This is a genomic window from Xenorhabdus siamensis, from assembly GCF_037996745.1.
GTDB lineage: Bacteria > Pseudomonadota > Gammaproteobacteria > Enterobacterales > Enterobacteriaceae > Xenorhabdus > Xenorhabdus indica.
In genome coordinates this window covers 98,323-110,716 of sequence record NZ_JBBMXE010000010.1, presented here as the reverse complement: position 1 = coordinate 110,716, position 12,394 = coordinate 98,323, and the positions used below count along the sequence as shown (strand labels likewise).

Here is a 12,394-nt window from a genome sequence, read left to right as displayed (position 1 = left end):
AACCTTATAAATCGTCAATATAACCAAGGCTGCGCAGAGCTCGTTCATCATCAGCCCAGCCAGCTTTCACTTTAACCCATAGTTCCAGATGAACTTTAACATCAAACAGTTTTTCCATATCCTGACGAGCTTCTGTTCCAATGGTTTTGATTTTGCTGCCTTTGTTACCAATAACCATTTTCTTTTGGCCTTCACGCTCTACCAGAATCAGACCATGAATAGTATAACCACCACGTTCATTAACAGCGAATTGTTCAATTTCGACTGTTACTGAATAAGGCAGTTCATCACCCAGAAAACGCATCAGTTTTTCACGGATAATTTCAGATGCCATGAAACGCTGTGAACGATCAGTAATGTAATCTTCAGGGAAATGATGCTCTGCTTCTGGAATATGCTCACGCACAACTTTGGCAATCGTATCAATGTTCATGTTTTTTTCTGCACTGATCGGTACAACATCGATGAAGTTCATCTTTTTGCTGAGAAAACCAATGTGTGGCAGAAGAATAGTTTTATCGGTAACATTGTCGACCTTATTGATAGCCAACATGACCGGACAACGTAAGTTACGCAGCTTATTTACAACCATTTCGTCATCTGGTGTCCAGTGAGTACCTTCCACAACAAAAATGACCAGCTCCACATCCCCGATTGAACTACTCGCAGCACGGTTCATCAGGCGGTTAATCGCTCGCTTTTCTTCAATGTGGAGGCCCGGCGTATCTACATAAATCGTCTGATAAGCACCTTCCGTATGGATACCCATGATACGATGTCGTGTCGTTTGGGGTTTACGGGAAGTGATTGATACTTTTTGGCCCAGTAACTGATTCAATAAAGTCGATTTACCGACGTTGGGCCGTCCGACTATTGCAACGAATCCGCAATAGTTTTTTTCTTTGCTCATTCAAGCTCCAGTTGTTTTAATGCTTGTTCTGCAGCCGCCTGTTCTGCCTTGCGACGGCTGGAACCGACTCCTCTGACAGGTTGTTCAAATCCACTGACCTGGCAGTGAATTGTAAATTCCTGATCGTGTGCTTCTCCACGAACCTGAACAACCAGATATGATGGCAACGGCAGATGGCGCCCTTGCAGATATTCTTGTAAACGTGTTTTGGGATCTTTTTGTTTATCACCCGGACTAATTTCATTCAGGCGGGCTTCATACCAATTTAAAACAATCTTTTCGACTGTCTCAATATTGCTATCCAAAAAAATGGCACCAATTAAGGCTTCGATACTATCAGCTAAAATGGATTCACGACGGTGGCCGCCACTTTTTAATTCGCCCGGCCCCAAGCGTAAACATTCTCCCAATTCAAATTCTCTGGCAAGCTCTGCTAACGTATTGCCCCGCACCAATGTGGCACGCATACGGCTCATATCCCCTTCATCAACACGGGGAAAACGGAGATAAAGCGCATTAGCAATGACAAAACTCAGAATTGAGTCACCAAGAAATTCCAGACGTTCATTATGTTTACTGCTGGCGCTGCGGTGAGTTAACGCCTGAAGTAATAAATCATTCTGTATAAAGGTATATCCCAGCTTGCGCTGTAACCTGTTCATTATTATGGGGTTCATGTGCTACCAATTCAGTTAGAATCCGTCAAATAAAAGCACACGCAACAGACCTGTGAGGCTTTGATTACACATCAGATAGGCCCTACAAAACTGTTGCGTTTGCACTGGTTCCCTAACATATTCATCATCTTAGAAAACCAGTCATCTCGTTTGAGAGAATATTCTACACTGGGAGATAAATTAATGCTTCGCTAATATATAAATATTAGTGAATTCCACCAATTCGGCTCAGACGTACGCCTGTCGGCCACTCACCTTCCTGTTTTTCAAAGCTGATCCAGATAGCCGTTGCACGTCCTACCAGATTTTTCTCCGGTACAAATCCCCAAACACGACTATCAGAGCTATTGTCACGATTATCCCCCATCATGAAATATTCACCTTCAGGTACAACCCAGGTTCCTAACGGCAAACCAGGCTGTGTGAACTCTGGTATATTCAAGCGTGGAAGTGTCAGGATATGATGGGAAACTTTGTCCAAAGTTTCTACTCGCTCCCCTTGACGAATACTATATGGCCCTAATGCATCCATAAGAGGAACTTGATGCACTTCTCTGGCAATCGTTCCGTCTTTTTTAACTTGATCTGTGATAGTCCACTCACTTGGGTACATGGTCTTATAAGTGATAGGAAAAATGCCTTTGCAGACTGGATTTCGACCACAACCGGGGTAAACATGAAGTTCTTTATTCATGTAATCGTAAACAATTTTGTCTCCGGGTAAACCAATTACCCGTTTTACAAAATCTATACTTGGGTTAAGTGGGTATTTAAAAACTGCAACATCCCCACGTTTAGGCTCACCAGTTTTAATCAGAGTTGTCTGCGTGATCGGGTCTTTCAAACCATAAGCAAATTTTTCCACTAGAATGAAATCCCCGGTCAATAAGGTAGGCATCATCGAACCAGAAGGGATCTGGAAAGGTTCATACACAAAAGAACGCAAGATCCAAACAATGGCTAACACCGGAAAAACAGATGCAAATGTCTCAACCCATGTAGGCTTATTTATTTGTTTAATCGCAGCTTCCTGAGATTCCTGACCTGCTGCCTGTTCCTGAACCTGAGCAAGTTTTCTCTTGCGCTCAGGGGCAAATTTGAAACGATCTATACACCAGATGATACCAGTGATTAACGTTGCTAACGTTAAGATCAAGGCAAAAGTGTTAGCCATTTAGACTCCTTACGACCTTGTTAATTAATCTTTTCCAACATGCAGAATCGCTAAGAAGGCTTCTTGCGGCAGCTCAACGTTACCGACCTGCTTCATGCGTTTTTTACCTTCTTTCTGCTTCTGCAATAACTTTTTCTTACGGCTAACGTCACCGCCATAACATTTCGCCAATACGTTTTTACGCAACTGCTTAACAGTAGAACGTGCGATAATATGAGTCCCGATAGCTGCCTGAATCGCAATATCAAATTGTTGGCGTGGGATCAGCTCTTTCATTTTTTCCACCAGCTCACGACCACGGTATTGTGAGTTATCACGATGGGTGATCAACGCCAGTGCATCAACTCGTTCACCGTTAATCAAGACATCCACACGTACCATGTCCGAATGCTGGAAACGGACAAAATTATAGTCCAGCGATGCATAACCGCGAGACGTAGATTTCAGACGGTCAAAGAAATCCAGCACCACTTCCGCCATTGGTATTTGGTATGTCAGCGCAACCTGATTACCGTGATAAACCATATTAGTCTGAACACCACGTTTCTCTACACAGAGTGTGATGACATTACCGAGATATTCCTGCGGCAACAGCATGTGACATTCTGCAATAGGTTCACGTAGCTCTTTAATATTGTTTAAGGGCGGTAACTTGGATGGACTATCCACATAAATGATGTCACCCGTGGTTGTCTCAACTTCATAAACAACGGTTGGTGCTGTGGTGATCAAGTCAAGGTTATATTCACGCTCCAAACGCTCCTGAATGATCTCCATATGCAGTAAGCCCAAGAAACCACAACGGAAACCAAAACCCAATGCTGTGGAACTTTCTGGCTCGTAAAACAGGGACGCATCGTTCAGACTCAATTTACCTAAAGCATCACGGAATGCTTCATAGTCATCAGAGCTGACTGGAAATAAGCCTGCATAAACCTGAGGTTTCACTTTTTTGAAGCCCGGCAGAGGCTTATCTGCTGGCTGACGTGCTGTTGTCAAAGTATCACCGACTGGCGCACCAAGGATATCTTTAATCGCACAAACCAACCAACCTACTTCCCCACAGTGCAGTACCTCACGGTCAACACGTTTCGGTGTAAAGATCCCCAAACGATCAGCGTTATATACCTGACCAGTACTCATTACCTTGATTTTGTCGCCTTTACGCAAAGTACCGTTCTTAATACGAACAAGTGAAACAACGCCGAGGTAATTATCAAACCATGAATCGATAATCAAAGCCTGTAGTGGCGCTTCAGGATCACCTTCTGGTGGTGGGATCTCTTTAACCAGACGTTCAATAACATCCTGTACACCCAGTCCGGTTTTTGCAGAACAACGAACAGCATCTGTTGCATCAATACCAACGATGTCTTCAATTTCTTCTGCAACGCGTTCTGGCTCTGCGGCGGGCAAGTCAATTTTGTTCAAAACCGGGACAACTTCCAAATCCATTTCAATGGCTGTATAGCAGTTAGCCAGTGTTTGAGCTTCAACCCCTTGCCCTGCATCAACAACTAACAATGCGCCTTCGCAGGCAGCCAAAGAGCGGGAAACTTCGTAAGAGAAATCAACATGCCCCGGAGTGTCGATAAAGTTTAATTGATAAACATTTCCGTCAGTTGCCTTGTAATCAAGGGTGACGCTTTGTGCCTTGATAGTGATACCACGCTCACGTTCAAGATCCATTGAATCCAATACTTGTGCTGCCATTTCTCGGTCTGACAGCCCCCCACAGATTTGAATAATCCGGTCAGATAGCGTGGACTTCCCGTGGTCGATGTGGGCGATAATGGAGAAATTTCTTATTTGCTTCATTATTAAATCTTTTTTGCCTTAATATTTCTGGATCATTCGCCTATGGACACACAGATGGACATAAAGCGACATTTATAGTTTATAGGTTTGGCCACTGGCCTGAGGAGCCGTATTCTACATGCCAAACCTGTGAAAACCTAGTCATGCCTGTGGTTTTCAATCTAACCCATTCAGTATGACCAGAAAGTAAAAACATTCCTGAAAAAAATCGTGAAAATAAGTATGGTAAAACAGATTATTCCTGATGCAGAACCTTAACCGTATCGGGAGGTAAACCAATTTGTAATACAACCGGTTGGTATGCTTGTTGACTATCCCAGTATGCGGCGATCTTACGGGCAAGAGCAAAACCGGCAATACCACCGATAATTCCCCCTATACATACCCATAACTGGTCAGTAGTCCAATATTGGCAAAACAGACCACCTAAAAACAGACCTAATAACGGGGTTAGATAAACCAGCATGGCTGAACGTAACAAGCTACTTTCAGGAATACCGACTTCTACTTTTTGCCCCGGTTGAAGCGGTTGCGCAATTTCCAGTTCCAATTGATGAATACTCTCTGGCCCTAGTTTTTCTAACAAGTAAGAACCACAAGCTGCTTTAGCCTGACAACTACCACAACCTGAAGATGAGCCATAACGTAATAATGCTCGCCCCTGCTGCCAACGAACAACAGTTGCCCATTCTTTAACCATCAGTTATTCCCCACAAACGTAACGCTGGCGGCAATCTGTTTAATTGTTGCAAGGGGTAATTCGCCAATCACAGCGATGCTGTTTTTCCCTTTGGACACAGTATAAACTGTTCGCCTGCCTTGTCGATACAGCGGTTCATCAGCTACCTTTGCACCAGTATTTACTACATTTACAGAAAAATTAAACAACCCATCACTATACATAATGGATTCCAATAATTCTGTTTTTGATAGCCAATTCCTGTTACGGGAAACTTCCTTAAAACCTTCAGGTAATTTGCCAACCTTCCAATCAAACTTCACTGTTCCTTCGGACTCTGGAGTGACCAACATCGGCGGTAATTTCAAATCAACAATGGCTCTCAATTCCTGCTTTATCTCGTCATTCACTCTCGACGATACAACCCGGAATTGTTCAACAACCCTCATTTCTTCCTGATCAAATAGCTCAATAAACAGAGGAAGATAGCTTTTTTTATCTATCAATAAATTATAGTTATAACGGTCGTTATCTTTGGATATTATACGTACAAAATGTACAGGGTTATCACCAACGTGAGTAGAGCCCGCATCAATGAAATTATAAAATTTCTGTAATCGAGAAAAATCAGCAAAGATAATTGGTGGAAGATAATCCACAATATGGTTGCCACGTAAACTGAATGAATCCAGGCCCGATTCGTAATAGCTGATCTGATTACCGCGTTGAACAATTTCACGGCGAGTGCTGTCCATCTGAATAATTTGCGCTATGGGTTGATTGTCAATGATGGCATGACGATACCGCAGCGGTATCAAAAATTGCTGGCTCAAATTAATAAAAGCAAGTTCATAGGCGAAAGTTTGTACAGAATACCGCATATCCTGTAACAAAGCCCCGGCACTGCTTTGTTGAACCGAGGCTTTCGAAGGACTCAACAAGCTCCCGCATAATAAAATGAAAAAACCGATATATTTCATTTTTATCGCTTATTCTGAGCTTGCTGTCTTTGTTCTCCGGACTGTGTATTCCCAACTTCCGACGCTTGCTCCCTTTCTGCATTGATACGCCGGGAAAGTTCATACTGCTGCAACATTGCGTCAATACGTTTATTGCTTTCCCGTATCTGCATACTCAAGTCACCACCAAAAGCATCATTCTCGCCAGGAACAGATAAACCAACAGGCGAAGCGGAACCCATTACCGGCAACGTATTGAAGACTGGGTTATCAGATTGAATATCGGTTTCAGCCCCACTGCCACTGCTATTGTATTGCTGAACACCAATAATCACGGCCAGAGATACACAAGCTGCTATACCCACTTGTGTCATCTGACTTACCCAAGGCTGAAGCTTATGCCAGAACGGCATTTTCTGCCATGTTTCAGGTTTTGGCTGAGATTCCGGAACAACTGCTGGAGTGATATGGACGGGTTCTTTTTCAAGCGCCTGCGCCACTTGACTAGCGATATCCAAATGCAATACCTCACCGACATCACCACGTAATGTATCACGGATGAGGTGATATCTTTCCCACTGCTTCTGCATTAAAGCATCTTCAGAGATCAAACGAACGATTTCACTATCAAGAGCTTCTCCATCCATTAATGCGGAAAGTTTCTCTCTTTGCATGCCAAGTACCTTCAATATTGTTTTGTTCCACTACCGTTTCCACTACTGTTGGATCAGGGGTTGAACTTTATTATCAATGGCTTCTCTTGCCCGAAATATTCGTGAACGAACAGTGCCTACAGGACAATCCATAATGACAGCTATTTCTTCATAGCTCAGCCCATCCAACTCCCGAAGTGTAATTGCTATCCGCAAATCCTCCGGAAGCGATTCAATGGTACGGAATACCACTTCCTTTAATTCTTCTGACAACATTAAATTCTCAGGGTTCGAAATTTCTTTCAAGGAACTTGACGTATCATAATTTTCTGCATCATTAGCATCCAAATCATTGGATGGTGGACGACGCCCCTGAGCAACTAAATAATTTTTCGCAGTATTAACGGCAATACGGTACAACCACGTGTAAAAGGCACTATCACCACGGAAAGAAGACAGTGCCCGATAAGTTTTAATAAATACCTCTTGAGCGACATCAGGAACATCGCCCTGAGGTACGTAACGGGCAATTAAGCTCGCTACTTTATGCTGGTATCTAACTACCAGCAAATTAAATGCTTTTTGGTCGCCTTTCTGTACTCGCTCGACCAGCATTTGATCCGTTAACTGCTCGCTCATCCGAGACTCACTCTCCTGAGGTAAAACTCCACATTTATACTTAATTACACCAGTTATGATATCTTGCTACCCGAACAAGCATCACCTTTGAGTGTCAATTACGCGTGAAGTTCAACTTTGATTGTAATTTTATCTTACAACCACCTGTTATTTTGTATTGCATTCTTAATTTATAGTACAAATCATAGCCTCTATTCAGAGGAACATTTGATTTCAAGTGACGAAAAATAGAAAGATTTAACCTAATATTTCGCAAAGAAATTGAATTGTCTTATTAACGATAACCCTATCAACAATAAAGATAAAAATCTTTCACCATGTACTGGAATTCGTTTGAATATGTACCATCAGCTGCACGGATGGTCAGTTCACTGATTTGAATCTTTTTCTCTTGGCGGGCCAGTCCCAACAATAAACGATGTATCGGTTTATCCACCCTATCACGAATATTGACCCGATAATGGGTAAACCAACCACATTCTGTGGCCATTTTTTCAAAGACTTCGCCAATCTGATATGGAAGTACAACACAAAAAAGCCCTTCAGGGGTAATCATATGCTCAACGCAGTCCAATAGCCCCTGATGAGTCAATGACTTTGTATAACGTGCCTGATTGCGTGCTTCATCGCGGCAATCAATCGCAGGTTCAAAATAGGGAGGGTTGCTCACAATCAGATCATACTGGCGACCATTTTGCCGGGCAAATTCATAAATATCCTGCTGATACACGGTAATACGGGAAGCCCACGGAGATCGCTGAACATTTTCAGTCGCCTGCATTGCTGCATCTGCATCCAGCTCTACCGCATCAATCACCGTACCACCACTCCTTTGCGCTACCATTAATGCGATCAAACCACTACCACACCCAATATCCAGACAATACTTTCTGTTATCTACAGGTGCCCATGCTCCCAATAACACACCATCCGTACCAACTTTCATTGCACACTTATCATGCCCAACGAAGAATTGTTTAAATGTGAAACCACCACGACGAAAAGCAGGTTTATCTATTAACACCATGAACTATATCTGTTGAAATCAAACATTCGTCATAGCATAAAACTTATAACTCGTGGATAAAAGCCACTTACACACCGGATACTTTTATTATTGACGTATGTTATAGGGTGAAGAATGCGCCTAACCTGGTTTATAATCGGCGCCCCAAACAGAGGTATATGATGATTGCGACAAACTTTTCCGAATTCGAACTTGATGAATGCCTGCTTGATGCGTTGAACGACAAAGGCTATGAACGTCCGACAGCAATTCAGGCAGTGGCCATTCCTGCGGCTATGGATGGGCGTGATGTCCTGGGTTCTGCGCCGACAGGGACAGGCAAAACAGCAGCTTACCTGCTGCCAGCTCTACAACATTTACTGGACTTTCCACGTAAAAAGTCAGGGCCACCACGTATTCTGATCCTAACACCAACCCGTGAATTAGCCATGCAAGTTGCAGAACAGGCTAAGGCGCTGGCTGCCCACACTAATCTGGATGTTGCCACTATTACTGGTGGTGTTGCCTATATGAACCATGCAGAAGTGTTCAGTGAGAATCAGGACATTGTTGTCGCGACCACCGGACGCCTGCTGCAATATATCAAAGAAGAGAACTTTGACTGCCGCGCGGTAGAAACCCTAATTCTTGATGAAGCAGATCGTATGCTGGATATGGGGTTTGCCAATGATGTTGAAACCATTGCTGGAGAAACACGATGGCGCAAACAAACACTGTTATTCTCCGCAACACTGGAAGGTGAAGCTATTCGTGATTTTGCGAAACGCCTGCTGACAGACCCTGTAGAAATTGACGCAGAACCTTCCCGTCGTGAACGCAAAAAAATCCAGCAATTCTATTATCGTGCTGATAATCTGGAACATAAAATAGCCTTATTATGCCATCTCTTGAAACAATCTGATGTTACAAAGTCGATTGTCTTTGTGCGCAAACGGGAGCGTGTTCGCGAATTAGTGGATTGGCTGCACCAGGCAGATATTCAGTCCTGCTTCCTTGAAGGTGAAATGGTACAGGCCAAACGAACCGAAGCAGTAAAACGTCTGAATGATGGCAGAGTCAAAGTGTTGGTCGCAACTGACGTTGCTTCCCGTGGATTAGATATTGAAAACATCAGTCACGTTTTTAACTTTGACTTGCCGCGCACTGCTGATGTTTACCTGCACCGGATTGGCCGTACAGCCCGCGCGGGTCGCAAAGGAACCGCAATTGCGCTGGTTGAATCTCATGATCATCTATTGCTTGGAAAAATCAGTCGCTATCTCAATGAATCCCTGAAGATGCGGGTTGTAGATGAACTGCGGCCGCAAACCAAAGCACCAAGTGAAAAGAAAAGCCATAAACCATCCAAAAAAGTACTGGAAAAACGTAAGGAAAAGAAAAAGGCAGAAGAAGCGAAGAAAAAACGGGTGAAAGTGCGCCATCGTGACAGTAAAAACATCGGAAAACGCCGTTCTCCTTCAGGTAACCCCAGACCAGAATCGACAGAATCTACTCAAGATTAAATATTTTCACGATTAATAATTGATATGGTATAAGCGGGCTATTTGCCCGCTTTTTCATTGATAACAAACAAGAAAGTGCAATATATCATGTGAGATACCTACTTGAATGAGTATGAACTGAATAATATTGCTTAACCTTTTGTGCATCTAATTTCTGCTGTGAATCAAATTGACAACAAGGTTCATCAAACAAAGCATTAAGTTCATTTTCACTCATATCCATCGCCCATGTTTGCAATGACAATTTTTCGTTATAATGAACATCATCGTTTATATCATCACTCATGGCAGCCATCATCATACTTTCCTTGCTATCCCCTTTACCCTGCCAGGGCTTATGAATAACCAGTAGTTCCTGTATAGCTTCCAAAAAATGAGCTCTGAATGAATGTAACGCATAACTGTAGTTCAAAATTGTATCGACTATATTGTCTTCTGGTTCGTATTCATTCTCAAGCAAAATCTGGTTTCCCATTGGCTGAGGAAGTGGCAACCCTTTTTGTAAATTATGCAGCCAATCATTCTCAACAACATAATTTCGGATTAACCCCTTGTCTGCCATTTCACGAGCTACTTGTGGTGACCACCCCATTCGTTTCAAAGTCCAATCTGAAACACCGGCAGAATTAAAGATAACAGCAGGCTTTCCTGTTGTCAGAGCAGCCATTGATGCCAGTCCCCCTCCCAGTGAATGACCAGTAAAAATCACATTCTCACCAAATGCCTTTAATGCCGCCTGTGCCAACTCTACCGCCTGATTATATTGTTTTTCATTATACCCAAGCCCCTGACGAATACTTGCCATAAAATCCTTTATTTCGTTCGATCCTGCAATTGACACAATATATAGCCCCTTATGACGATAAATCCCTGCCTGAAATCCCGTTGAAGTGTCATCCAGAATATCAGGATCAATACCCGCCTTTACGAGCTCATCATCTGACATGCGTACATAGTCACCAATGCCAAAACTATTTCTGCGGTATGCGTCACGGGTAACCTGCACCAATGCATAGTCGATAAATTGTGAATCTTTTCCTGCAATATCATTAGCCTCTAATTCAGGCGGTTCCATAACTTTGGTTTGAGAAGCATTGACCAATGATTGGTAAAGTAAATCGGTTTGTTTCGTATTTTCTGAAAATGAAGTTATTGGCAAGGAAAGGTGTTCATTTTTGGCTGGAAGTTTGCTGCCAGAAGATAGTAACTGAGGAGTTTCCTGATTTCCCTGTACAGGAGAGAGTCCTAACTGATTCAAAAAATTGGTATTTATTGTCAAAGTCATAAGATACTCCTACCTATTTTAAGTTAGACATAACAAACTAATCTAGATCTTCTTATCGGCAGGACTATTAACATTTTTATATCAAATTTAATTTTTAATTAACAATATAAAGTAATTACCCTATTTGACACTTAGTAAACAGACGTAATAATTTAATGCTGGTTTGATCAGGTCTAAAAAAATTGAACAGACAATAACGACAAATTTACTCGCTCGTAAACTTACAATAAATCCATAAAACAGTATTTTCTTCTATCAATTCGCTTAAGTTTAACCGCAGAGGGTTCCCCTGCGCTAAGGGAATCGGTAAGCTTAAGCCTATCTGATAATCATATAAAACGGGATCCGCTATGTCCGCACCTCTCACATGGCACGATGTCATCGGTAATGAAAAGACACAACCCTATTTCGTTGATACATTGGCTTACGTCGCCAATGAACGTAAAGCAGGCAAAACAATCTATCCACCGCAGCAAGATGTTTTCAATGCATTTCGCTATACTGAACTGGCTGATGTAAAAGTGGTTATTTTGGGGCAAGACCCTTATCATGGGCCAAATCAAGCACATGGACTGGCTTTTTCAGTCCAGCCGGGTATTCCTGCACCACCTTCTCTCGTCAACATGTACAAAGAACTGGAATCTGACATTGAAGGATTTCATTCCCCCAATCATGGCTGCCTGCTTAGTTGGGCAAAACAGGGGGTATTACTGCTTAATACCGTGCTGACGGTTGAACGAGGAAATGCCCATTCCCATGCTAATTTGGGTTGGGAAACATTCACTGACAGGGTAATTGCAGCAATCAATGAACACCGACACGGTGTCATTTTCCTGCTTTGGGGTTCTCACGCTCAGAAAAAAGGCCGTATTATTGATACCCAGCGACACCATGTTCTGAAAGCCCCACATCCTTCCCCATTATCAGCACACCGTGGTTTCTTAGGCTGCAAACACTTTTCCCAAGCTAACCAGTTGCTTGAAGCTCAAGGATTGACTTCAATTGATTGGAATCCAGTATTGCCTGAATAACCCTCTCATATCTACAAAAATGCCGCCTCTATCGGCGGCA

General features: G+C 42.8%; 12 protein-coding genes. 2 read left to right on the top strand and 10 right to left on the bottom strand.

The annotated features are described in order from the left end of the window. Nucleotides 1–4: 4 nt before the first annotated feature. The 9 genes from era to trmN all read right to left on the bottom strand — a co-directional run bounded on the left by era (nucleotide 5) and on the right by trmN (nucleotide 8,536). Nucleotides 5–910: a GTPase Era gene (era, locus tag AAC852_RS10935; protein WP_340621059.1), complete on the bottom strand. Its 906-nt coding sequence runs from the start codon at nucleotides 908–910 to the stop codon at nucleotides 5–7. After that, nucleotides 907–1,587, bottom strand: a complete 681-nt coding sequence (gene rnc, locus AAC852_RS10930) for a ribonuclease III (protein WP_340621058.1) — start codon at nucleotides 1,585–1,587, stop codon at nucleotides 907–909. The genes era and rnc overlap by 4 nt, the downstream gene beginning before the upstream one ends. A gap of 205 nt (nucleotides 1,588–1,792) precedes the next feature. Continuing rightward, nucleotides 1,793–2,761, bottom strand: a complete 969-nt coding sequence (gene lepB, locus AAC852_RS10925; RefSeq protein ID WP_340621057.1) for a signal peptidase I — start codon at nucleotides 2,759–2,761, stop codon at nucleotides 1,793–1,795. Nucleotides 2,762–2,785: 24 nt separating this feature from the next. Beyond that, on the bottom strand, nucleotides 2,786–4,579 hold the full coding sequence (lepA, locus tag AAC852_RS10920; protein ID WP_340621056.1) for a translation elongation factor 4: 1,794 nt from the start codon (nucleotides 4,577–4,579) through the stop codon (nucleotides 2,786–2,788). Between the two features lie 235 nt (nucleotides 4,580–4,814). Beyond that, nucleotides 4,815–5,279, bottom strand: coding sequence for a SoxR-reducing system protein RseC (gene rseC / locus AAC852_RS10915; protein ID WP_340621055.1), 465 nt, complete (start codon nucleotides 5,277–5,279; stop codon nucleotides 4,815–4,817). Beyond that, nucleotides 5,279–6,238 (bottom strand): sigma-E factor regulatory protein RseB, encoded by a 960-nt coding sequence (gene rseB / locus AAC852_RS10910; RefSeq protein ID WP_340621054.1) that lies wholly within the window; start codon nucleotides 6,236–6,238, stop codon nucleotides 5,279–5,281. The genes rseC and rseB overlap by 1 nt, the downstream gene beginning before the upstream one ends. 2 nt (nucleotides 6,239–6,240) lie before the next feature. Beyond that, nucleotides 6,241–6,891, bottom strand: a complete 651-nt coding sequence (gene rseA / locus AAC852_RS10905) for an anti-sigma-E factor RseA (RefSeq protein ID WP_340621053.1) — start codon at nucleotides 6,889–6,891, stop codon at nucleotides 6,241–6,243. Between the two features lie 42 nt (nucleotides 6,892–6,933). Continuing rightward, nucleotides 6,934–7,509, bottom strand: a complete 576-nt coding sequence (rpoE, locus tag AAC852_RS10900; RefSeq protein ID WP_047684045.1) for an RNA polymerase sigma factor RpoE — start codon at nucleotides 7,507–7,509, stop codon at nucleotides 6,934–6,936. A 289-nt stretch (nucleotides 7,510–7,798) separates the two neighbouring features. Further along, complete coding sequence (gene trmN / locus AAC852_RS10895; RefSeq protein WP_340621052.1) at nucleotides 7,799–8,536, bottom strand: tRNA(1)(Val) (adenine(37)-N(6))-methyltransferase TrmN; 738 nt, start codon at nucleotides 8,534–8,536, stop codon at nucleotides 7,799–7,801. A gap of 161 nt (nucleotides 8,537–8,697) precedes the next feature. Here trmN and srmB point away from each other — a divergent pair, with 161 nt between their 5' ends. After that, nucleotides 8,698–10,038, top strand: a complete 1,341-nt coding sequence (gene srmB, locus AAC852_RS10890) for an ATP-dependent RNA helicase SrmB (protein WP_340621051.1) — start codon at nucleotides 8,698–8,700, stop codon at nucleotides 10,036–10,038. Between the two features lie 85 nt (nucleotides 10,039–10,123). Here the strand turns inward: srmB and AAC852_RS10885 are convergent, their stop codons facing one another. Continuing rightward, the gene (locus AAC852_RS10885; protein WP_340621050.1) at nucleotides 10,124–11,323 is read right to left on the bottom strand and encodes a Tle-like phospholipase domain-containing protein; all 1,200 of its coding nucleotides are present in this window, start codon (nucleotides 11,321–11,323) and stop codon (nucleotides 10,124–10,126) included. Nucleotides 11,324–11,673: 350 nt separating this feature from the next. Between AAC852_RS10885 and ung the strand changes: the two genes are divergently transcribed. Continuing rightward, nucleotides 11,674–12,354, top strand: coding sequence for a uracil-DNA glycosylase (gene ung, locus AAC852_RS10880; protein ID WP_340621049.1), 681 nt, complete (start codon nucleotides 11,674–11,676; stop codon nucleotides 12,352–12,354). Nucleotides 12,355–12,394: the final 40 nt, after the last annotated feature.

Coding starts and splice junctions, on each gene's coding strand:
- era (WP_340621059.1), bottom strand. CDS start 910: ATGAGCAAAGAAAAAAACTATTGCGGATTCGTTGCAATAGTCGGACGG.
- rnc (WP_340621058.1), bottom strand. CDS start 1,587: ATGAACCCCATAATAATGAACAGGTTACAGCGCAAGCTGGGATATACC.
- lepB (WP_340621057.1), bottom strand. CDS start 2,761: ATGGCTAACACTTTTGCCTTGATCTTAACGTTAGCAACGTTAATCACT.
- lepA (WP_340621056.1), bottom strand. CDS start 4,579: ATGAAGCAAATAAGAAATTTCTCCATTATCGCCCACATCGACCACGGG.
- rseC (WP_340621055.1), bottom strand. CDS start 5,279: ATGGTTAAAGAATGGGCAACTGTTGTTCGTTGGCAGCAGGGGCGAGCA.
- rseB (WP_340621054.1), bottom strand. CDS start 6,238: ATGAAATATATCGGTTTTTTCATTTTATTATGCGGGAGCTTGTTGAGT.
- rseA (WP_340621053.1), bottom strand. CDS start 6,891: ATGCAAAGAGAGAAACTTTCCGCATTAATGGATGGAGAAGCTCTTGAT.
- rpoE (WP_047684045.1), bottom strand. CDS start 7,509: ATGAGCGAGCAGTTAACGGATCAAATGCTGGTCGAGCGAGTACAGAAA.
- trmN (WP_340621052.1), bottom strand. CDS start 8,536: ATGGTGTTAATAGATAAACCTGCTTTTCGTCGTGGTGGTTTCACATTT.
- srmB (WP_340621051.1), top strand. CDS start 8,698: ATGATTGCGACAAACTTTTCCGAATTCGAACTTGATGAATGCCTGCTT.
- AAC852_RS10885 (WP_340621050.1), bottom strand. CDS start 11,323: ATGACTTTGACAATAAATACCAATTTTTTGAATCAGTTAGGACTCTCT.
- ung (WP_340621049.1), top strand. CDS start 11,674: ATGTCCGCACCTCTCACATGGCACGATGTCATCGGTAATGAAAAGACA.